Origin of the sequence: Agrobacterium sp. DE0009, assembly GCF_007680755.1 — a bacterium.
Lineage (GTDB): Bacteria > Pseudomonadota > Alphaproteobacteria > Rhizobiales > Rhizobiaceae > Agrobacterium > Agrobacterium tumefaciens_B.
Map to the genome: position 1 here is coordinate 925646 of NZ_VEIU01000001.1, position 21576 is coordinate 947221.

Annotated in this window: 21 protein-coding genes; 11 read left to right on the forward strand and 10 right to left on the reverse strand. The window is 59.9% G+C overall.

Annotation, left to right across the window (positions count from 1 at the left end; all coding sequences use genetic code 11):
* The first annotated feature begins 20 nt into the window (after positions 1-20).
* Both FS804_RS04695 and FS804_RS04700 read left to right on the forward strand, forming a co-directional pair.
* On the forward strand, positions 21-251 hold the full coding sequence (locus tag FS804_RS04695; RefSeq protein ID WP_063950999.1) for a type II toxin-antitoxin system VapB family antitoxin: 231 nt from the start codon (positions 21-23) through the stop codon (positions 249-251).
* Positions 248-637: a PIN domain nuclease gene (locus tag FS804_RS04700; protein ID WP_144575126.1), complete on the forward strand. Its 390-nt coding sequence runs from the start codon at positions 248-250 to the stop codon at positions 635-637. The genes FS804_RS04695 and FS804_RS04700 overlap by 4 nt, the downstream gene beginning before the upstream one ends.
* Before the next feature lie 3 nt (positions 638-640).
* Here FS804_RS04700 and FS804_RS04705 read toward each other — a convergent pair whose 3' ends face one another.
* The 3 genes from FS804_RS04705 to FS804_RS04715 all read right to left on the reverse strand — a co-directional run bounded on the left by FS804_RS04705 (position 641) and on the right by FS804_RS04715 (position 3646).
* Complete coding sequence (locus FS804_RS04705; RefSeq protein ID WP_144575129.1) at positions 641-1111, reverse strand: OsmC family protein; 471 nt, start codon at positions 1109-1111, stop codon at positions 641-643.
* A 61-nt stretch (positions 1112-1172) separates the two neighbouring features.
* Positions 1173-2546 (reverse strand): aspartate aminotransferase family protein, encoded by a 1374-nt coding sequence (locus FS804_RS04710; RefSeq protein WP_186376657.1) that lies wholly within the window; start codon positions 2544-2546, stop codon positions 1173-1175.
* A gap of 191 nt (positions 2547-2737) precedes the next feature.
* On the reverse strand, positions 2738-3646 hold the full coding sequence (locus tag FS804_RS04715; RefSeq protein WP_144575135.1) for a diacylglycerol kinase family protein: 909 nt from the start codon (positions 3644-3646) through the stop codon (positions 2738-2740).
* Positions 3647-3879: 233 nt separating this feature from the next.
* On the opposite strand from FS804_RS04715, the gene FS804_RS04720 reads away from it, so the two are divergent.
* Together FS804_RS04720 and mgtE are read left to right on the forward strand one after the other, a co-directional pair.
* A complete protein-coding gene (locus FS804_RS04720) occupies positions 3880-5124 on the forward strand; it encodes an MFS transporter (protein WP_144575138.1) in 1245 nt (414 codons plus the stop codon).
* A 286-nt stretch (positions 5125-5410) separates the two neighbouring features.
* Entirely contained in the window at positions 5411-6784 is a 1374-nt protein-coding gene (mgtE, locus tag FS804_RS04725; RefSeq protein WP_063950994.1) for a magnesium transporter, read from the forward strand.
* A gap of 68 nt (positions 6785-6852) precedes the next feature.
* On the opposite strand, the gene FS804_RS04730 is transcribed toward mgtE, so the two are convergent.
* The gene (locus tag FS804_RS04730) at positions 6853-7689 is read right to left on the reverse strand and encodes an undecaprenyl-diphosphate phosphatase (protein WP_063950993.1); all 837 of its coding nucleotides are present in this window, start codon (positions 7687-7689) and stop codon (positions 6853-6855) included.
* Positions 7690-7810: 121 nt separating this feature from the next.
* Positions 7811-8200: a helix-turn-helix domain-containing protein gene (locus FS804_RS04735; RefSeq protein ID WP_004440851.1), complete on the reverse strand. Its 390-nt coding sequence runs from the start codon at positions 8198-8200 to the stop codon at positions 7811-7813.
* Positions 8201-8304: 104 nt separating this feature from the next.
* On the opposite strand from FS804_RS04735, the gene FS804_RS04740 reads away from it, so the two are divergent.
* Positions 8305-9321, forward strand: coding sequence for a zinc-binding alcohol dehydrogenase family protein (locus tag FS804_RS04740; RefSeq protein WP_063950992.1), 1017 nt, complete (start codon positions 8305-8307; stop codon positions 9319-9321).
* 178 nt (positions 9322-9499) lie between these two features.
* Here the strand turns inward: FS804_RS04740 and FS804_RS04745 are convergent, their stop codons facing one another.
* Complete coding sequence (locus FS804_RS04745; RefSeq protein WP_063950991.1) at positions 9500-10240, reverse strand: pentapeptide repeat-containing protein; 741 nt, start codon at positions 10238-10240, stop codon at positions 9500-9502.
* A gap of 485 nt (positions 10241-10725) precedes the next feature.
* On the reverse strand, positions 10726-12390 hold the full coding sequence (locus FS804_RS04750) for an electron transfer flavoprotein-ubiquinone oxidoreductase (protein ID WP_144575141.1): 1665 nt from the start codon (positions 12388-12390) through the stop codon (positions 10726-10728).
* 396 nt (positions 12391-12786) lie between these two features.
* On the opposite strand from FS804_RS04750, the gene FS804_RS04755 reads away from it, so the two are divergent.
* Positions 12787-13395: a histidine phosphatase family protein gene (locus FS804_RS04755; RefSeq protein ID WP_246665847.1), complete on the forward strand. Its 609-nt coding sequence runs from the start codon at positions 12787-12789 to the stop codon at positions 13393-13395.
* Positions 13396-13470: 75 nt separating this feature from the next.
* Here the strand turns inward: FS804_RS04755 and FS804_RS04760 are convergent, their stop codons facing one another.
* A complete protein-coding gene (locus tag FS804_RS04760) occupies positions 13471-14040 on the reverse strand; it encodes a TetR/AcrR family transcriptional regulator (protein ID WP_246665848.1) in 570 nt (189 codons plus the stop codon).
* A gap of 85 nt (positions 14041-14125) precedes the next feature.
* On the opposite strand from FS804_RS04760, the gene FS804_RS04765 reads away from it, so the two are divergent.
* The gene (locus tag FS804_RS04765; RefSeq protein WP_144575150.1) at positions 14126-15013 is read left to right on the forward strand and encodes a DMT family transporter; all 888 of its coding nucleotides are present in this window, start codon (positions 14126-14128) and stop codon (positions 15011-15013) included.
* Positions 15014-15211: 198 nt separating this feature from the next.
* Complete coding sequence (locus FS804_RS04770) at positions 15212-16006, forward strand: SDR family oxidoreductase (RefSeq protein WP_144575153.1); 795 nt, start codon at positions 15212-15214, stop codon at positions 16004-16006.
* 14 nt (positions 16007-16020) lie between these two features.
* On the opposite strand, the gene FS804_RS04775 is transcribed toward FS804_RS04770, so the two are convergent.
* Complete coding sequence (locus tag FS804_RS04775; RefSeq protein ID WP_186376658.1) at positions 16021-16998, reverse strand: GGDEF domain-containing protein; 978 nt, start codon at positions 16996-16998, stop codon at positions 16021-16023.
* 413 nt (positions 16999-17411) lie between these two features.
* Here FS804_RS04775 and FS804_RS04780 point away from each other — a divergent pair, with 413 nt between their 5' ends.
* From FS804_RS04780 to FS804_RS04795, 3 genes are all read left to right on the forward strand, one after another.
* On the forward strand, positions 17412-18710 hold the full coding sequence (locus tag FS804_RS04780) for an Hsp70 family protein (protein ID WP_144575157.1): 1299 nt from the start codon (positions 17412-17414) through the stop codon (positions 18708-18710).
* A gap of 43 nt (positions 18711-18753) precedes the next feature.
* Positions 18754-19653 (forward strand): uracil-DNA glycosylase family protein, encoded by a 900-nt coding sequence (locus FS804_RS04785; RefSeq protein ID WP_144575160.1) that lies wholly within the window; start codon positions 18754-18756, stop codon positions 19651-19653.
* A 152-nt stretch (positions 19654-19805) separates the two neighbouring features.
* The gene (locus FS804_RS04795; RefSeq protein WP_063950983.1) at positions 19806-19997 is read left to right on the forward strand and encodes a hypothetical protein; all 192 of its coding nucleotides are present in this window, start codon (positions 19806-19808) and stop codon (positions 19995-19997) included.
* A gap of 375 nt (positions 19998-20372) precedes the next feature.
* On the opposite strand, the gene FS804_RS04800 is transcribed toward FS804_RS04795, so the two are convergent.
* Entirely contained in the window at positions 20373-21308 is a 936-nt protein-coding gene (locus tag FS804_RS04800) for a DMT family transporter (RefSeq protein ID WP_063950982.1), read from the reverse strand.
* Between the last annotated feature and the right edge of the window lie 268 nt (positions 21309-21576).

The following is a 21576-nucleotide window of genomic DNA, read 5'->3' on the forward strand; positions in this document are numbered from 1 at the left end:
GATACACCAAGGGTTTCAACATGCGTACCAACATCGAACTTGATGACGCCTTGATCGCCGAGGCGATGGAAATCACAGGTCTCTCGACGAAAAAGGCGACGGTTGAGAAGGCTCTGCGCGATCTTGTGGAAAATCTCGGGCGGCGTAAAGCGTTGCAGGAACTGAGAGGCATCGGCTGGAGTGGCGATCTGGAAGACGTGCGCAATGGCTGGAGCGCAGAAGATATCAAATCGCAAGATGCCGCAGAATGATCGTTGTCGATACATCTGTCTGGATCGACTGGTTTCAGAATAAATCCACGCCTCAAGTCACAACGCTCGACGATATAGGCGATCTTACCGACGTGATTATCGGCGACATTATTCTTCTCGAAATCTTGCAGGGAGAGCGGAATGACAAGCTGGCGGCGGCTATACATAGTCGGCTGAAGCGCTTCGGATTCGTGCCGATGCTGACACCCGAACTTGCCGTTAAAGCTGCGGCCAATTACCGAAAACTTCGCGGCCTTGGGAAAACCGTGCGTAAAACGGCTGACCTCATCATCGGCACCTACTGTATCGAGCACGGACATAAATTGCTGCAAAACGACCGAGACTTTCAGCCGATGGCCGATCATCTCGGTCTGCAACTGGCCTGAGCCTCAAACCACCTTCACCGCGCCCTCCACCCGCACCGGAAAATTCACAGAGCGCGCGATGAAGCATTTGTCATGCGCATCATGGTGCAACTCATCCGCCCGGGCGGGATCGCCCTTCGAAATGGTGATGACCGGTTTCAGCACCACTTCGCTGAACTGCCCGGCGCCATCCTTTTCCATGATCAGCGTGCCTTCGGCATGGTCGACGTAGTCTTCAACGATGATGCCGTTGACCGAGCAGAAATGCAGGTACCATAGCTTGTGGCAGGCCGAGAGCGAGGCGACCAGCAGGTCTTCGGGGTTCCAGCGGGCGGCGTCCCCGCGGAAGGCCGGGTCGGAGGAGCCCGCAATATCGGCTTTTCCCGACGCGGAAATGGTGTAGTCGCGTTCATAATCGCGATAGCCGGACGTGCCCTTGCCACGATTGCCGGTCCACTTCAACTGAACGGTGTAATGATGTTCCTGTCCTGCCATTTTAGTCCTCCCTTGGATTCATTTTTCGCATTCTTTAACGGAAAACCGTTGCCCACTTTTCCTAGAAATGCTCTCGCGTATCGCGCAGATGGTCGAGCGCCTTGCGCAGCGTTTCGATGATTTGATCGACTTCTGAACGGCTGATCGTCAGCGCTGGCGAGGCCAGCATGCGGTCACCGGTCGCGCGCATGACGAGGCCATTTGCCAGACAATGATTGCGCACGGCGGTTCCAATATCGTCCGGCTTGGCGAAACGCGTGCGCGTCGTCTTGTCGGTCGTTAGCTGCAAGCCGCCCATCAGGCCGACGTTGACAGCCTCGCCCACCACTTCGTGGTCTTCAAGGCTTTTCCAGCCCTGCGAGAAATAGGGGCCGATATCGTCACGCACCCGCTCCACCAGTCCCTCAGCCTCGATGATGCGGAGATTTTCCAGCGCCGCGGCGGCGCAGACGGGATGGCCGGAATAGGTGAAGCCGTGGTTGAAGTCACCGACCTCTGATAACATCACCTGCGCGACCCGGTCCGACACGATCACGCCCCCGATCGGCAGATAACCTGATGACAGGCCCTTGGCGACCGGAGCGAGATCCGGCTCGACGCCAAAATGCTGATAACCGAACCATGAGCCGAGACGCCCGAAGCCGCATATCACCTCGTCGGAGACGAGGAGGATGTTGCGTGCCTTGCAGATGCGGGCGATTTCCGGCCAGTAGGTCTCCGGCGGCACGATCACACCGCCGGCACCCTGAATGGGCTCAGCCACAAAAGCCGCAACATTCTCCTCGCCCAGCTCATCGATTTTGGCGTTCAGTTCGCGCGCGACCTTCAGGCCGAATTCGGCCGGGGAGAGATCCCCACCCTCGGCATACCAGTAGGGCTGGCCGATATGGGCAATGCCTTCGATCGGCAGGTTGCCCTGCTCATGCATCCATGTCATGCCGCCGAGAGACGCGCCCGCCACCGTCGAGCCGTGATAGCCGTTGCGTCTTGCGATAACCTTCGTTTTCGCGGGATGGCCAAGCGCCTTCCAGTAGACCCGCGCCATGCGGAACCAGGTGTCGGTGGCTTCCGAGCCGGAATTGGTAAAGAACACATGGTTTATGTGGGGCCCGGCGCGCGAGGCGATCTTCTGCGCCAGGAGTGCCGCGGGCGGCGTAGTGGTGCCGAAAAAGGCGTTATAATAGGGCAACTCGTTCATCTGACGCTGCACGACATCGGCGATCTCGCGGCGTCCGTAACCGATATTCACGCACCACAGGCCGGCAAAGGCGTCGAGATATTTCTTGCCGGTGCTGTCATAGATGAAGACCCCTTCGGCCCGCTCGATGATGCGAGTGCCGGCCGCATTCAGCTTGCCCATGTCGGAGAAGGGATGAAGATGATGGGCGGCATCGATGGCGGCGAGGTTGGAGAGAGACGTGGAGATTTCATTCATGACAGATCGCACTCCCATAAAGGCAACGGCGCTTGCGCCGTCACGCTCGCCGAACATGGCCGCGCGGCTCCGATTTGGCAAGGCCGGAGGTTTTTAGGGGGCAAGTTGCCTGGCTGGACGTTGCGGCGAACTTCTTCTCCCCGGCGGGGAGAAGAAACATGCGGCGATCGCCCAATTCACAGGCGGTTGCGTTATGCGAAAAACGCCCGCCCCACCAGCACCTTCAGCTCACCCGCATGGACCTCCAGCGCCACATCCCGTTCCATCGGCAATAATTCGCCATCGATCACGCAACGCACGTCGTGGCGTTTTTTAGGGAAATGAAGCTCCACGTCCGTCACGGTCATGGCGGTCACCGCGGCGTTGTCCTTAAGCTTGCCGCGCAGGATATCGAAGGCGAGTTTTGCGACGCCGGAGGGGCGAAGCGGGTCCGTGAGATAGAAACCGAGGTGACCGCCGGAGACATTATCCGCCACCAAGAGCGAATTCTGACCGAACTCGTTGTTGGAAACAGAAATAGCCGAGACCTTGCGATGCTGCGTTTCGCCGTTCACCGTATATTGCACCTCAAAGACGGGTGGATTGAGAATGACGTTGACGGCCGCACGGATGCTTGCCTTGATCTTGCCGAGACGGGAGGCGAAGGCGAGGTTGTTGCGATACCGCACCATGCGTGAGTGCAGGCCCGCTGAAAACTGGTGGACGAAGAGCCGGCCATTGGCGCTGGCGATGTCGACATTGGCAATTTCGCCATGCGCCAGCGTGTCCAGCACCTGGCGAATGTCGAGCGGCAGCTTCAGCGAGCGGGCGAAAAGGTTCATGGTGCCGGCGGGCACGATGCCCAGCGCGATGCCGTTTTTCCAGGCGATGGCCGCGGCGGCGGAAATCGTGCCGTCGCCACCGCCGGCAATGATGCCCTCTATGCCCGGCTCCTCGGCGGCGCGCTCCATCTCCTCAACGATATCCTTTCCGGAAACCAGTCGGCAATCGATCTCGTGGCCGGCGCGGGTAAAGACCTCGCGCGCGTCGTTGCAATAGGCATCCATGTCAGTGGTTCGAAAGGTGCCGCCGTCACGATTGAAAATTGCAATGAGCTTCATGTTTCCAATCCGATTGAGGAATGCAGCCGCGCGTAAATGTCTCTCATCATATAGGGTTCCAAACACCATCGCGTGAAGATGTTCTTTTGCCGAGAATCGCTCTACCGCAACGCATCATTTCATGTTAGGGGTCACTTAAGGTCATTTTCATGACCGCACATCTCCAGTCAGGGCAGACCGCTCCCATGCGGTCTTGCCCTTTTTTCTGTTGGGTCCTCCCATCTCAGGTCAGCATGAGCCAGTCGACAATGTCCGAAGCCCGCCCTGGCGCGGAAACCGAAGCCGCTTACGCGACCGAGCCAGCTGTCGCGCTTTCGCCTCTCGCCATCGCGCTCATCGAACTGGCACTTGCCGCCGGCGGTTTCGGCATCGGCACGGGCGAATTCGCCATCATGGGCTTACTTCCTGACGTCGCCACCACCTATGGCGTGACGGTGCCGCAGGCGGGTTACGTTATCACCGCCTATGCGCTGGGCGTCGTCATCGGCGCGCCCATCATTGCGGTTCTGGCCGCGCGCATGACGCGTCGGGCATTGCTTCTGGGTCTGATGGGGCTGTTTGCGGCAGGCAATATTCTCAGCGCCGTCGCGCCGGATTTCCTGAGCTTCACCCTCCTGCGCTTCATCACCGGGTTGCCGCACGGCGCTTATTTCGGCGTTGCGGCGCTGGTGGCAGCCTCCATGGCGCCGATCCACAAACGAGCCCGTGCCGTTGGCCGCGTCATGCTTGGGCTGACCATTGCCACGCTGCTGGGCACCCCGCTTGCAACCTTCTTTGGCCAGCTCCTGTCCTGGCGCGCAGCCTTCATGCTGGTCGGCGGCATCGGGCTGCTGACAGTCGCCCTTCTCTGGCTGTTCCAGCCGCGCGACAAAGTGGAGGAAGGCGCAAGCGTCTGGCGCGAACTCGGCGCTTTCCGCCGTGTTCAGGTCTGGCTGACACTCGCCATCGCTGCCGTCGGGTTCGGCGGCATGTTCTCGGTGTTCAGCTATATCGCCAAGACCACCACCGACGTCGCGATGATGCCGGTTTCCACCGTCTCCATGGTGCTGGCGCTGTTCGGCATCGGCATGAATGTCGGCAATGTGGTCGGCTCGCGGCTGGCCGATATCTCGCTCAACGGCACGATCGGCGGGATGCTCGCCTTCAACGTGCTTGTCATGACCGTGTTCGGCATGACGGCGGATAATCCATTCATGCTCTGCCTCTGCGTCTTCCTGATCGGCTGTGGTTTTGCCGCCTGCCCGGCCGTGCAGACGCGACTGATGGATGTGGCGCAGGATGCGCAGACACTGGCTGCCGCTTCCAACCATTCCGCCTTCAACATTGCCAATGCGCTCGGCGCCTGGCTCGGCGGCCTCGTCATCGCCATGGGCTTCGGTTACGCCTCGACCGGTTATGTCGGTGCGGTCCTCTCCCTTCTCGGGCTTGGCGTTTTCCTTGTTTCGGTCACCGTCGAACGGCGCGCGAAAGCCGGCTGAAGGCCGGTTTTTCACCGGTCGAAATCCCCGTTCCGACGCCCGCTCGAAACCTTACGGAAATTTCACAATCGGCTCGCTTGACTCTTTTTCGTTTCAGGCGCAACACGGCGTTACGCACAGACCGCAAGCCGGAACCGTGCGGATTTCAACGGAGCATCATTGGATGTCTAGCGACAGTAGTAGTCGATTGCCTTTGCCGAAAGCGGCGAACGGGAACTGATCCGACACCTGTCGGCTCACCACCGCGTTCGCCGTAATCGGCGAATCGACGGAAAGGTGAGCAATCATGAACTTCCACACTCTCTCCCAGAGAGCCAGCAAGGCCGCACGTCTTCTCCGCAGCGGAAATGCCGGTTCCACCACCATCGCAGAACGTGTCGAGCACCTCAACACGCTTGATACCGATGCAGCCGTCGCTGCACTGCTTGCCATGCCGCAGGCAAAGGCTGTCGCCATTCTCGACCGGCCGGAGCTGCATGACGCAGCCGCCATCATTGCCGGCATTCCCCTTGAACAGGCTGCCCGTTTCGTCAACCTGATGTCCGACGACCGCGTCGCCGACGTCATGGCGGACATGGAAGACGAGCCCCGCGCCAAGCTGTTTGCCCGGCTTGACCGCACGACCGCGCTTTCCATCCAGCACCTGATGGGCTACCCGCCGCGCACGGCCGGCTCCATCATGACCACGGAATTCGTCAGCGTTCCCGACAGCTGGACGGTGGAACAGACCCTTTCGCACATCCGCGTCGTCGAGCGGTCGCGTGAAACGGTCTATGCCATCTATGTGCTGGCTGAAGACGGAACGCTTTCCACGGTCGTGACGCTGCGCCGCCTGCTGACCGGCGAGCCCGGCGCTTCCATCCTCTCCGTCGCCTCGAAGGAAGGCATTGCCTATGCAAGCCCCCTGATGTCGCAGGAGGATGTGGCCCGGCTCATCCGCAAGCACGACCTTCTGGCGCTCCCCGTCGTTGACGACCACTCGCATATTCTCGGCATCGTCACCGTTGACGACGTGATCGACACGATGATCGCCGACACCACGGAAGATGCTCACAAGTTCGGCGGTATGGAAGCGCTCGGCAAGCCCTATATGACGATCGGCTTTCCGGACATGATCCGCAAGCGCGCCGGCTGGCTCGCAGCCCTGTTCCTCGGGGAAATGCTGACGGCGAGCGCCATGCAGCATTTCGAGGGCGAGCTGGAAAAGGCCGTGGTGCTGACGCTGTTCATTCCGCTCATCATGTCGTCGGGCGGCAACTCCGGTTCGCAGGCCACCTCGCTCATCATCCGGGCGCTGGCGCTTGGCGAATTGAAGCTTTCCGACTGGTGGCGGGTGCTGCTGCGGGAAATACCGACCGGCCTCACGCTCGGTTGCATCCTCGGCGCCATCGGCTTCCTGCGCCTGACGATCTGGCAGCAGGCCGGTTTCTACGACTACGGCGAACACTGGCTGCTCGTCGGCGCCACCGTCTTTGCGGCGCTTGTCGGCATCGTCACCTTCGGTTCGCTCGCCGGTTCCATGCTGCCCTTCATCCTGCAGCGCCTGCGGCTCGATCCGGCCAGCGCCTCGGCCCCCTTCGTCGCCACGCTGGTGGATGTCAGCGGGCTGGTCATCTACTTCTCGGTGGCGCTGGTTATCCTCAGCGGTACGTTGCTCTAAAGACAAAGGCCCGCTCGAAACAGCGGGCCTTTTCATTTGCGATGAGGAAATGCGAGAAGCCCCTGCCCTCAGCCGCCGGCGCTGATGACGCCGGTTCCCAATAGCGCGAGCAGGATAAAGCCGATGACCACGCGGTACCAGACGAAGGGCATGTAGCTCTTGGTCGAGACCAGTTTGAGGAACACGACGATGACGGCGTAACCGACGATGAAGGCGATGAGGGTCGCAAGCCCGGTCTGGCCCCAGCCGACCGGATTGTCCTCGCCGATGCTCTTGAACAGCTGGTAGAAGCCGGAGCCGAAAACGGCGGGAACGGCGAGCAGGAAGGAATATCGGGCTGCCGCCTCGCGGGTGTAGCCCAGAAGCAGGCCGGCGCTGATGGTGCCGCCCGAGCGGGAGACGCCCGGGATAAGTGCCATGGCCTGCGCGAATCCGAAGAGGATGCCATCGCGCCAGATCAGCTGGTTCAATTTATAACGCTTCTCCCCGATCCTGTCGGCCACGCCAAGGACGATACCGAAGACGATCAGCATCACCGCGGTGATATAAAGGTTGCGCAGCGAATGTTCGATCGCATCCTTGAAGAACAGCCCCAGAAACACGATCGGTACAGAACCGACGATGATCAGCCAGCCTAGCCGGGCATCAGCCTTGTCATAAGGACCGAGGCGCAGGTTCTGCCGCAGCCAGGCGGCGGCGATCCGCATGATGTCTGACCAGAAATAAACCAGCACGGCCATTTCCGTGCCGATCTGGGTAATGGCGGTGAAGGCGGCTCCGGGATCGGCGCCGGAGGGCAAGAACTCCCCGGCGATCCTCAGATGCGCGCTTGAAGAAATCGGAAGAAATTCCGTAAGTCCTTGCAAAAGACCGAGAAATCCGGCCTCCATCCAACCCATGCTCATGTGCTTTGATGTCCCTGCTGCGAATCGAGATCGCAGCATTATGCATCAATCGGGGCAAATCCGTGTTGCATCGCACCATGAAAAATGACGTCCAGGCACTTGCTTTTACCCGTGACTTCTTTCAGGCCGCCTTCTCTGCCACCTGCGGAAGCTGGGTGTATTTCGCGCCGTTTTTACAGACGACGTGTGCATCGCCCCAGCTTTTCAGCGCCGAAATCACCGGCCGCATCGTCTCGCCAAGCGGCGTCAGCGCATAATCCACGCGCGGCGGCACGACGGGGAAAACGGTGCGGGAAATCAGGCCGGCCTCTTCCAGCTCGCGCAGCTGCTTGGTCAGCATGCGCTGGGTGACGCTCGGAATATGGCGGCGCAGCTCGTTGAAACGCAGGGTGCCCTCATTGATGAGGTGATAGAGGATCACGCCCTTCCATTTGCCATCGAGAAAACTCAAGGCCGATTCCACCGGGCAGCCGGGAAAATTGCCCGTCAGTTTGGCGCGCGGTCGCGACATCTACAGTATCCTTTTTGTGTGTATCATAACAAAATGTGCATTCTTGCGATCGATGTTCATATGTATCAAGTAAGAGGCACGCAAACAAGCAAAGGAGACTGTTCATGCGCGCCATCGGTTACAAGACGAGCCAGCCTATCACCGCCAGCGATGCTCTGATCGACATCGAGCTGCCCCAGCCGGACGCGAAAGGACACGATATTCTGGTTGAAGTGAAAGCGGTTTCGGTGAACCCCGTCGATACCAAGGTCCGTCGCAACCAGTCGCCGGAAAACGGCGCCACCCGCGTGCTTGGCTTCGATGCGGCCGGCGTGGTGAAGGCCGTTGGCGACAAGGTCTCGCTGTTCAAACCGGGTGACGAAGTGTTTTACGCCGGTGTCATCAACCGTCCCGGCTCCAACAGCGAATTTCATCTGGTCGACGAGCGCATTGTCGGTGCAAAGCCGAAATCACTGACCTTCGAAGAAGCTGCCGCCCTGCCCCTCACTGCCATCACGGCTTATGAAACCCTGTTCGACCGACTGCAGGTGAAGGAGCCTGTTCCAGGTGCGGCCAATGCCGTTCTGGTCATCGGCGGCGCCGGCGGCGTCGGTTCGATTGCCGTCCAGCTTCTCCGGGCGCTGACGGACCTCACCGTCATCGCCACCGCGTCGCGACCGGAAACGATCGCGTGGGTCAAGGAGCTAGGCGCGCATCACGTCGTCGACCACAGCAAACCGATAGCGCCGCAGGTGGAGGCGCTGGGCCTCGGCGCGCCGGGCTTCGTTTTCTCCACGACGCATAGCGACATCCATGCGGCCGACAGCGTGGCGACCATTGCGCCGCAGGGCCGCTTTGCCCTGATCGACGATCCGGCCGGCGGCTTCGACGTGATGGCCTTCAAGCGCAAATGCATCTCGATCCACTGGGAAATGATGTTCGCCCGCGCCGTATTTGAAACGCCCGACATGATCGAACAGCACAAGCTGCTCAACCACGTTGCCGAACTGGTCGATGCCGGCAAGATCAAGACGACGCTGACCGAGGTTTTCGGAACCATCAATGCGGAAAATCTGATCAGGGCGCATGCGCTGATCGAAAGCAACAAGGCAAAGGGCAAGATCGTTTTGTCGGGCTTTTAGGCTTTCCGTGCACCTATCAGGGCGGAACGGCTCGGTGCTGGGAGGGCGGCAGAAACCCTTCTGCTTCTTTCGAAGCCCCAGCCGATTCCCTTGCCAGGTCATACCCTCCTGGCCGGGCCAAGGGCATCACATCCCTACCGCCGGCGCAGTTCAACTGCAATCGATAAGACGAACTGCGTCAATCGTCGTCAGGGTCTTCCGCGCAGGGCCAGGAGGCAGGCGCAGTCAGCCCGCTCGGCAATTTTGTCTTCGCGTCACCGCAGGCGATATCAATCTGCTTTTGTTCGAGACCCGTTGCCGTGGAGAGATCGACGCCTTCGATCCGGGTCAGCAGCAGGAATGCGTTGGTAAAATCGACCGGCCCGCCCACTTTCGCACCCTCGAAACGGGCACGCGAGAGGTTGGTCAGGGAGAATTTCGAGCCGTTCAGTGAGGCCCCTTCGAAATCCGCGCGGCCAAGTTCGGCCTTGGTGAAATCCGTGCCATCGAGCTTGGTATTCTCGAACTTGGTACGCTGCATCTCGGCGTTGATGAATTTGGCGTTGGTGGCATCGGCGGCGGAAAAGTCGCTGCGATAGGCTTCAACCTTGGTCAGATTGGCGCCCTGAAGGTTCGCTTCGGCAAGGGATGTGCGGATCAGCTTGGCCTTTTCCAGATTGGTGCCTTTGAGCGATGAACCGCGCAGATCGGTATAGGTAAAATCCGTGCCGTAGAGCATCGCCGAGTCGAGATTGCTGCCGCCCAGCATCAGCAGGCGCTTGTTGCACTCACGCCAGTCTATGCCCGCCATCGCATCGGAGCGGCAGCTTGCCGCCGCCAGCGGGCTGCCACTGAAGGTGAAGGCAACCAGCGCAAGCACCGCCACGCTGCCAACCAAACCTGTCTTTCGCACGATCTTCAGCCTTTGAAAGCCGGACATTCTCTCACTCCCCGTCGTCGGGCGGCGCAGACACTTCCGAGCCTGCCCAAGGACCAAACGCAGATTCCAGGCGTTCCTGCATTCACCACCCGCAACCCGCGGGCAAGGCGATGCTACAACACCCCAACATCCTATATGTAAGAAATCGAAGAGCAATCCACAAATACTGACGGGGATAAGGGCTGCGGAGGCTGCTGCTGCGTCACGGGTGACATCGAGGTCTCGACAGTCGTGGCGCGCTCCACCACCTCCGTCATGCCGGCCCCGAGCCGGCATCCAGCCAGCCCAAGTCCTTGGGCTGAAAAGACAAATCTCGCCGCGCAGACGCGCTTCGGCTGGATACCGGCTCAAGGCTGGCATGACGGAAACGACCTAAGCCAGATAAGAGTCGAGCGCCGACGCGACAGCCCGGTTCGATGACGACTGCACCCTCGCAACGACATCACCGAAACAGTCGTTGCGCGATTTTTCGCTCGTTCACACCATCACATATTGGCGTAAACCGGCCCCTCGCCGCCCTGCGGCGGCACCCAGTTGATGTTCTGGTTGGGATCCTTGATATCGCAGGTCTTGCAGTGCACGCAGTTCTGGGCGTTGATGACGTAAACTTCCTCGCCATCCTTCTCCACCCACTCATAGACGCCGGCGGGACAGTAGCGCGTCGAGGGGCCGGCATAGACGTCGTGTTCGGAACGCTTCTGCAACTCCATGTCCTTCACCTGAAGATGCACCGGCTGGTCTTCCTCATGGTTGGTGGAGGAGAGGAAGACGGAGGACAGGCGGTCGAAGGTCAGAACGCCATCCGGCTTCGGATAGGCGATCGGCTTGTGCTTGGACGCGGGCTCGAGGCTCTGGGCATCCGTCTTGCCGTGCTTCAGCGTGCCGAAGAAGGAGAAGCCGAGAAGCTGGTTCGTCCACATATCGAGACCGCCGAGCGCCACGCCAATGGCCGTGCCGAACTTCGACCAGAGCGGCTTGACGTTCCTCACCCGCTTCAGGTCCTTGCCGATGTCGCCGTCGCGCCATTCGGCCTCGATCTCGGCAACCTCGTCGTGGGCGCGGCCGGCGGAAATCGCTGCGGCGATCTTTTCCGCCGCCAGCATGCCCGACAGAACCGCATTATGGCTGCCCTTGATGCGCGGAACGTTGACGAAACCGGCGGAACAGCCGATCAGCGCGCCACCCGGGAAGGTGAGCTTGGGCACCGACTGATAGCCGCCCTCGGTGATGGCGCGCGCGCCATAGGAGATGCGCTTGCCGCCCTCGAACGTATCGCGGATAGCCGGATGCGTCTTAAAGCGCTGGAATTCCTCGAAAGGATAAAGATAGGGGTTCTTGTAATTGAGATGCACCACGAAGCCGACAGCGACGAGGTTATCTTCCAGATGATAGAGGAAGGAACCGCCGCCGGTCTTGAAACCGAGCGGCCAGCCGAAGGAATGCTGCACGAGACCCTGTCTGTGCTTTTCCGGCTTCACCTGCCAGAGTTCCTTGATGCCGATGCCGAATTTCTGCGGCTCGCGATCCCGGGACAGGTCGAATTTGGAAATCAGCTGCTTGGCGAGCGAACCGCGCACGCCCTCGCCGATCAGCACATATTTGCCATGCAGCTCCATGCCGCGGGTGAAGTTCGGGCCCGGCTCGCCATTCTTTTCCATGCCCATATCACCCGTGGCGACACCGATGACGGCACCTTCGTCATTATAAAGCACTTCAGTGGCGGCAAAGCCCGGATAGATCTCGACGCCGAGTCCTTCCGCCTTTTCCGCCAGCCATCGACAGACGAGGCCGAGCGAGACGATGTAATTGCCGTGATTGTTCATAAGCGGCGGCATCATGAAGTTCGGCAGGCGGATGGAGCCTGCGGGTCCGAGAAACAGGAACTGGTCGTCCTTGACCTCGGTCTTGAAGGGGTGCCCCGCCTCTTCGCGCCAGCCTGGCAGCAGCCTGTCGATGCCGATGGGATCGACCACGGCGCCGGAAAGGATGTGCGCGCCGACTTCCGCGCCCTTTTCCAGCACGACGACCGAAAGCTCCGGCTCCACCTGCTTCAGCCGGATGGCCGCGGCAAGACCGGCCGGACCCGCACCGACGATCACTACGTCGAATTCCATCGCTTCGCGTTCGGGCAGTTCCATCGCTTCCGTCATCGTGTCCTCTCAGATCGCCGGTCCCATCCGGCTGTTGTTATCGTCTTTTCCGTTGCCGCACCGCACCGCCTGCGCCAGACTGAAAGCCCATCTGCGACGCTGCACCAGCCAGCACCTGTCTTCGCAAAGCAAAATGCCTTTGTCGAGCGTCTATAACGGCGAATCAGGACGCGCGCCACCATATTGTCAGACAACCTGACGAATACATTTTACTTTTACGTTCACGTCATTCCAGCATATTAACGAGACGCTGCATCGTCAAGGGTTTGGAAGTCCGGGGCGTATTCAACCACCGCAATTGCCAGGGGAGCCGCTCACACCCTCGATATGGCGATTGCGCCGTGCAAGCAAACATGTGACTGTCCACGGCCGGGTGGCAACGCAAAGGGGAATCGCGTGTCGACTATTTACCTGTTGCGGCATGGCGAGACCGTCTGGAATACACTGGGTCGATTCCAGGGTCAGAAAGACTCGCCCCTGACGCGGCATGGGATTGAACAGGCTGACCGGGTGGCTTGCATTCTTCGTGACGAGCTTTCCAGCGGCACTCGCTTGTTTGGGCTGCGGGTAAGTCCGCTAGGCAGAACGCGCGAAACGGCAAGCAGGGTTCAGCGGTTGCTGCCGCTCCATGGCATCGAGGACTCACTGCTGATGGAGGTGACCACCGGCTGCTGGGACGGGATGACAAAATTCGAAATAGACGCAGAATATCCCGGCCATCTCGAGGGCTCGGATGCTTTCGATTGGTATTTTAGATCGCCTGACGGCGAGAGTTTCGATGACGCCTGCCGGCGCGCAAGAACATGGCTTGCCGATATCGACCGGCCCACGATAGCCATATCGCACGGATTGTTTGGCCGACTCATCCGCGGGGTCTATGCGGGGCTGTCGCAACGGGAAATGCTGGAGCTCCCCGTTCCGCAAGACGGAATTTATCGTCTCGGCGATGGCGCCATTCGCTTCATCGATGGCATATGCCGGGACGCCGTGCCGAACGCGATGTGAGACAGCGCCGTGCAGTTTGCCACGAATTCAGCTAGGGCGGGCCAGTCATCTATTTCAAGACAAGATGCCGCCACTCTAATGCATGTTCGCCATCAGCCTTTGTAAGCCCTTAGTGCGGAACCGGGTGAAAGCGGCTGTATCGCCCGTGGCTTTCACACGGATGAGCGCGCCTTCATAGGCCTCGATGATACAAGCGCAGAGGTCCGAAACATCCTCATCGTCGGCAATATCGCCTTCATATTGAGCATGCGCAAGCAGGTCGCGGATGCTCGTCTCCCACCGACTGAATGAAATAGCGAGCGCGTCCCGGACCAGAGCGCTGCGGCCGGCAGCCGTCTGGGCAATCACGCCGTAGAGGCAGCCTGCATAAGGTCCTTCCTGCTTTAGCTCGAGTTCCAGCGTCTCGAAATATACCGCTAGTCGCTGCAAGGCGCGCAACGAGGCATCCGCAAAAAGGCTTTCCCTGATCTGCGCGTATTTTCGCTCGTAGGCCTCGATGACCGCCACCACGAAGTCGTCCTTGCTTGCAAAGAAGTAGTAGAAGGACCCTTTTGGCACATCCACTTCCTTCAGGATCGGGCCGATCCCGACGCCCTCATAACCATGAGCAAGCAGCTGGCGCATTCCCTCCGAAATGAGACGCATGCGTGTCGCAGATTGAACACCCATCACTAGACCGATCGTCTACAGTACTGGATATACATACTTACCTCCTCGGGGTGGTGCCGACATGAGTCTAGCACATGAGCGTTCCAGTGGCATATATCTTGTTGCAGCCTCCGCAGTTTTATGGAGCACAGCAGGGCTTTTCGTGCGCATGGCCGATATGGATGTGTGGTCGATGGTGGCGTGGCGCTCAGCTTTCACCTTTTTGGCTCTCGGGGCGTTTCTTCTGCTTAGGAATAGACTTACCAGACAGCGGTCGCTGACGTCATTCGGCTTGCCCGGCCTTGCCGGATGCATGGTGTCTGCGATCGCTGCGATCACCTATGTCGCGTCGTTGCGCTGGACCACCGTCGCCAACGTGATGACGATCTATGCAACGCTTCCTTTTATTGTGGCCGTCATCGCATTTATGTCCTTGCGGGATCGGGTAAGCTACCGTTTCGCCATTGCCGGCTGCGCGGCTTTCGTCGGCGTATTGATTTCGGTCGGCGCGGCGGTATCTCAGCAGGATATGCTAGGCATCTTTGCTGCCTTCGTAATGACCACAGGATGCGCCACCCAAATCGTCATCGCGAAGCGCTTCCCCGACATGGATACCGCTCTGATGACCGCTCTCGCCGCGCTGATCTGCCTTTGCGTCGCGCTGCCGCTGATGCGGTTTGAGCTTCCCGCTCCGACGCAGGTCGTTGCGTGTGCGCTTTACGGCGTTTTCACCACGGCCCTCGGCTATATACTCCTGCTGCAAGGGTCCCGGCGAATAAACGCCGGCGAAGCCGGATTAATTTCCATGCTGGATGTCATCCTCGGACCGGTTTGGGTCTGGCTCTTTTACAACGAAGCCATATCGCCGCTGGTTCTGACGGGGGGCGGCATCGTGATCATGTCTGTCTTTTGGTATTTGGCAGAAGGTCGTAGAACCGCCACAGCTCCTTTGAAATTCCCTCCCGCTTAGCCTGACGGGTGAGGACACTCGAACCGCCCACTCCTCATCCGTGGTGAACACGATCGTCAGCCGGCGGTTCTGCCGCCTGACGAACCATGCCACGGAAAGCGAAACGGCGAAGCTGAGTAAGGTGGCGACGATGGTCCACATTTCGCGGAAATGCTCTATAACCAGCGGATACAGCACTCTCAAGACAGGACAAAATCCATGGATCTCGGCATTTCCGGCAAACGGGCCCTCGTTCTCGCTTCCTCTCGCGGCCTTGGGCTTGGCATTGCCACCGCGTTAGCGAAAGAAGGCGTCAACGTTCTTCTGGTTGGCCGAAGCGGTGAAAAGCTGGCGGAAAATTGCAAGGCGATCAATGCGCTCGGCAAGGGCAAGGCCGACTGGGTGTGGGGCGACCTAGGCGATGACAATTTTGTCGAGGCCATGGTGCAAGCCGTCAAGGACAAGCTCGGCGGCATCGATATTCTCGTCAATAATACCGGCGGACCGACACCGGGCCTTGCCCAGGAGATGACGGCGGACAAGCTCGATACCTTCTTCCAGTCGATGGTGCTGCGCGTCATCACGCTCACCAACGCGCTGCTGCCGCAGATGAAGGAACAGGGGTTCGGCCGCATCCTCACCGTCGCCTCTTCAGGCGTGTTCGAGCCGATCCCGAATCTGGCCCTTTCCAACACGCTGCGCGGCGCGCTCGTCGGCTGGAGCAAGACGCTGTCTTCCGAAGTGGCGGGCTTCGGCATCACCTCCAACCTCCTGCTGCCCGGCCGCATCCACACCGACCGCATTGATGAGCTGGATGGCGCCAACGCCAAGCGCTTGGGCAAGACCCTGGAGGACATTCGCGAAGCATCCGTCAAGAGCATTCCGGCCGGCCGTCTGGGCACGGTGGACGAATTCGCTGCTGCTGGCGCTTTCCTTTGCTCTGTTCCCGCGAGCTACATTACCGGCACGATGCTGCGGGTGGATGGCGGCGCGGCGAAATCGAACTGGGGCTGAGCCGCAATGGCCGGTCACCGGGCCGCTCCGTAGATCACGTAGCGGTTCCGCCCAGTGTTCTTCGCTTCATAAAGTGCCGTATCGGCATGTCGCAAAACGTCGCTGGCGCGCTCACCGGGATTGGCATAGGCAATGCCGGCTGAACAACTATAGCGAAAATCGGGCATGTCGCGCAGCGGCGCGGCATCGGCCAGAGACAGTTGAAGCTGGCGCATCAGTGTTTCGGCGCTGTGCATGCGTGAGCCGCTGAGTACCAGCAAAAACTCTTCGCCACCGATTCTCCCGAGAAGGTCGTCCCGGCCGGCGGTGGAAGACAGCCGTGCCGCGAAATCTTGCAGCACCATGTCGCCGTAGGCATGGCCGAAGCGGTCGTTGACACTCTTGAAGTGATCGATGTCCATGATGATGACGGCAAGCGCCTGGGCCTTGTTTGGGCCGAGCAGGTGGTTGAGAGTGTCCATGGCGTAACGGCGGTTGCCGAGGCCGGTCAGCTCATCACTCAAGGCGGATTTCAGGGCCCGGTCCCGTTCCTGACGCAGGTCGCGCAACTCGACGCCGAGTTCGGACACATCGGTGACCACGCACAGCATCCAGCCGCCCGGCAGCGTGGTTTCGGTCGTCAAGGTCCAGCGCCCATCCTTGAGACTGGTCTCGATGGTGCGAAACGGCAACTTGCCGCGCCGCGTCTTGGCGGAGCGCAGCCAGAGCTCGAAATCCGATGTTTCGATGGTTGTGCCGGTCGCGTTTCGAAACCCGGCGCGCATAAGCTCAACCCAGCTTGGAAAATCCTGCGGCCCGATACCGAGCGCAACGCGAAACGCGCTGTTGGCGAACCGCAACGCATCACTGCCGTCAAACAGCGCATAACCCTGCTGGGAGGCCTCCATGAGGGCCATGAACTGCCGGAAGAAAACGCCCATGTCGCCCTGAACGGCAGGGGCATGGTCCGCCGCTTCGTCCTCCGCGGTGTTTTGACCGATCCTGTGGGGCATCAAACTTCCAAAAACTACGAACAACTGACAATCAAAGACAGCATGCCCGGCGGGACATGCCAAAGGTAAATTAATATTCTATCCAATAGAGAACGGCTTCATCCCGCTGCCTGTTCTTTTTACAGAACTCGCTATAACAGAACTTCCCTAATGCAATAGCAAGCAACTACTTTGCACTTTCACAATAGAGTTGTGAACCCATTTACCATATGATCCTTGGGTTGCCGTAACTTTGCGGCCGCCGCGCACAGAGGCGGTGTAGATCGAAAAAAGACCGCCGACGCTTGTCATTCCGTTCGCCCTGTGCAATCAACCGCCCTCCTCTGACATCGGGATGCCAAGAGCATCCCTTATTTTCACGCCGGGCCGCCCAAGGGCCGGGCGGGTTCTTCTATCGACACAAGGATATGGCGATGACGCAAAAGCGGGCTCTCGGCCTCGATTTCGGCACGACCAACACGGTCATGGCTCTTTCCGACCACGGCGGCGCAAGCCACTCCATGCGCTTCACCAGCAGCGCGGGCACGGATGACAGCATGCGCACCGCGCTGTCCTTCATGAAGGATGCCGGCCTCGGTGCGGCCGCCCTGCATGTGGAGGCGGGCCATGCCGCCATCCGCCAGTTCATCGACAACGCCGGCGACTGTCGTTTCCTGCAGTCGATCAAGACATTCGCGGCCTCGCCGCTGTTTCAGGGCACGCTGATTTTCGCCAAGCGCCAGAGCTTCGAAGATCTGATGGAGGTTTTCCTGCGCAAGTTGAAGACCTATGCCGGGGCCGAATGGCCCGAAAATGTGTCGACCGTCATCGCCGGCCGGCCGGTGCGATTCGCCGGCAGCAACCCCGACGAGCCGCTCGCTCTTGCCCGTTACAATGAAGCGCTCACCCGCGCCGGCTTCCCGGAAATCCACTATGTCTACGAGCCGGTGGCGGCCGCCTATTATTTCGCCCAAAGCCTGAAGAAAGACGCCAACGTGCTGGTGGCGGATTTTGGCGGCGGCACCACAGACTATTCACTGATCCGTTTCGAGACCCATGCCGGCAAGCTTTCTGCCACCCCCATCGGCCATTCCGGCGTCGGTGTGGCGGGCGACCATTTCGACTTCCGCATGATCGACAATCTGGTCTCGCCTGAGATCGGCAAGGGCAGCAAGTTCAAGAGCTTCGACAAGGTGCTGGACGTGCCCTCCGGCTATTACGTGAATTTCGGCCGCTGGAACCAGCTGTCGATCTTCAAGACCTCGAAGGAGTTCACCGACCTGAAATCGCTGGTGCGCTCGGCGCTGGAACCGGAAAAGCTGGAAATGTTCATCGATCTCGTCGAACATGACGAGGGCTACCCGCTCTATCAGGCTATTTCCGCCACCAAGATGGCGCTGTCGTCAGCGGAAGAAGCGGAATTCAACTTTGCACCACTCGGCAAGGCCGGACGCAAGATGGTGAAACGCAGCGATTTCAACAGCTGGATCGCCGAGGATCTCGGCAAGATCGAAGAAGCGCTCGACGAGGTTCTGGAAAAGACGCAGGTTGCGCCTGATGCGATCGACAAGGTTTTCCTGACTGGCGGCACCTCCTTCGTGCCGGCGGTGCGGGAGCTCTTCACCCGCCGTTTCGATGCCGACCGGATCGAAAGCCGCGGCGAGTTGCTTTCGATTGCCCATGGTCTCGCCATGATCGGCGAAAGCGGCGATATTCAGCGCTGGACAGCGTGATTTGCGGGTTCCCCGGGCGGGGAACATGCGGTAGTTTCCGCCCATGATCGCCGCCCAAGACCTCTCCCCGGCCGAACTTGCCGCCCTTCTGCATTTCCATGCAGATGCAGGGGTCGACTGGTTGCTGGAAGAGACCCCGGTCGACCGTTTCGCAGAATTTGCCGCCGCCCGCCCTGCCCGGTCGATGCCGGGGCAGGATACGGCCGCATCGGCGCGGCAAGTGGAAAGCCCGGCCGATCGCCGTGCTGATGCGCCTAACCGCCAGCCGCCAGGCCGAAGCGCTCCTGCGCGCGGCGCACCGGCAGCCCCCGCCATTCAGCAGAATGTCGCCATGCCGGACGAGCAGGCCGTGGCGGCCGCACGTTTTGCGGCGGAAAGCGCTCGATCGCTTGGGGAGCTAAAAACCGCGCTCGAGGGTTTCAGCGGCTGCAATCTCAAGAACAGCGCGCGCAATACGATTTTCAGTCAAGGCGATCCCGCCTCCGGTATCATGGTGCTCGGCCCGATGCCTGACGCCGATGACGACCGCGAGGGCCTGCCTTTCGCCGGCAAGGCCGGCCTGCTGCTGGATCGCATGCTCGCAGCCATCGGTTTCGAGCGCAGCAGCATCATGCTCGGCAACGTCGTTCCCTGGCGGCCGCCTGGCAACCGCCCGCCGACCCAGGCCGAAATGGATATCTGCCGCCCCTTCATCGAGCGTCAGATTGCGCTTGCGGAGCCGAAACACCTGTTGCTTCTCGGCAACTTCACCGCACGTTTCTTCTTCGGCGGCACCGGCACCATCCATACCATGCGCGGACAGTGGCGTGATGTCGCAGCCGGCCACCTGATTCTGCCGGCGCTCGCCAGCCTGCATCCGCAGGAACTGCTGAACGCGCCAGCCAGTAAGTCATTGGCATGGCAGGATTTATTGGCATTTCAAGCGAAAGTGGCCAAAGGCTGACTGCCTCATTACTGTTCAATGTAAATGATTTATGAAGAAAGCCATGCGGATTACGCATAACAGCGGCGCATTTGGCCAGCTTGCCGAATCCATGCTGCGCTGCGATATAGCGACCATGTCTTGGGAGGAATTCGGTTAAAGGAACCAAGGCAATGACCACTCGCTTCCGTCCGGTACATTCCGGCTTTGAAACGCTCCGCCTGGCAGGCCTCGGTGCCCGCTCCAGTCAGGGCTACCACCGTTTCGGCGCTGCCGCAAACGAACAGATGACCGCACGCGCTGCCATGCAGCAGGTCCGCGTGACGCGTCCCTCGGCCGTCTTTGCGGATTTCCGCGAGCGCTGAGAAGCACTCAAGCCAGCTTAGGCTCGGTCGATAGATATGATTGCGCGCTGGCGTCTTTCTTCGGGAAGGCGCCTTTTGCTTTTGTGGTTTTTTCGAAAGGCTGCGACGAAGTCTTGAACCGAGTCACAAGGCTGTAGTGCGCGCCCAGCCGTCCTTGCTCCGTTAACGCCGGTTGAGACGAAAAACGGCACTCTCGATCTTGTCTTCGACCACGCGTCATCCAATCCGTCATGCCGGACCTGATCCGGCATCCAGCCAGCCCAAGTCCTTGGGCTGAAAGAACTCTTGTCGCCGCGCGGACGCGCGTCGGCTGGATCCCGGCTCAAGGCCGGGATGACGGAAGCGGTTGCACTGAAACACCGACAATAGCGCTCCTCACCCCTGCGGCGTCGACGCTTTGCGGGCCGCCCGCCTCGCCAGGCCCAGTTGATGCTCGCGGAAAATGATGAAGATGCCAGCGAGGATCACGATCGCGGTGCCGATCAGCATGGTCGCCGTGGGGATGTCGCCGAACAGGATGTAGGAGACGGCGATCCCGAAGACGATGGAGCTATATTCGAAGGGCGCGATGACGGAGACTTCCGCGTGGCGGTAACTTTCCGTCAGGAAGATTTGCGCAACGCCGCCGCAGATGCCGCTGGTGATCAACAGCACGGCCTGTGTCATCGTCAGCGCGCTCCAGCCAAGGGGCACGCTCAGCAGTGACAGCAGGGTGGCAGTCAGCGAGAAATAGAGCACGATGGTCGGCGTTTTCTCCGTTTCCACCAACTGTCGCACCTGGATCATCGCCAGTCCGCCCAGCGCCGCACCGCACAGCACGGCGATGGCGCCCAGCCCCTCGCCCGCGGCAAAGCCGCCTTCCTTCAAAAGCGTCATCTTCGGCCATAGAATGACCAGCACGCCCATCATGCCAACGAAGACCGCGCTCCAGCGATAAACGCGCACTTTTTCGCGCAGGATGAAGGCGGCAAAAACGACCGCGAGCAGCGGCGAGGCATAACCAATGGCGATGAATTCCGGCAGCGGCAACATGGTCAGCCCGTAAAAGCCGCAGACCATGGAAAGAATGCCGAGAAAACCGCGCTTGAAATGGCCGAGAAGATTGTTGGTGTGCAGCGCGCTTGCCAGCGCGTGCAGCCATGCGAGATAAACGACGATGGGCAGAATGGCGAAGGCGGAGCGGAAGAAGGTGATCTGGCCGGCCGGCACATCGCCTGCGGCCTTGATACAGGTCTGCATGACGAGAAAGAAGCCGACCGAAATCAGCTTCATGCTAATCCCACGAAAGGGATTCATCGGTTCGGCGTTCATTGGCAGTTACTCATATCGGCTGCACAGACACGCCATCGGGGAATTTTCATGCGGGAAAGGACGACGCAGGAGAAGTGGATGCGCCAAGGCTAGAGCATTCTTCCGAGGCTTTACAGCAAAAAATGTTATTTACCCATGAATTCGGTTGATCTGGGGAGGCTTCGTTTGCCCGGCTGACGGGATGGCCACAGACCAAAAGTCGCGGGCGCTAAAATTTGAAGAAAATAAAATATAATTTCAGCAATCGTTCAACATTTGCTGCGATGGT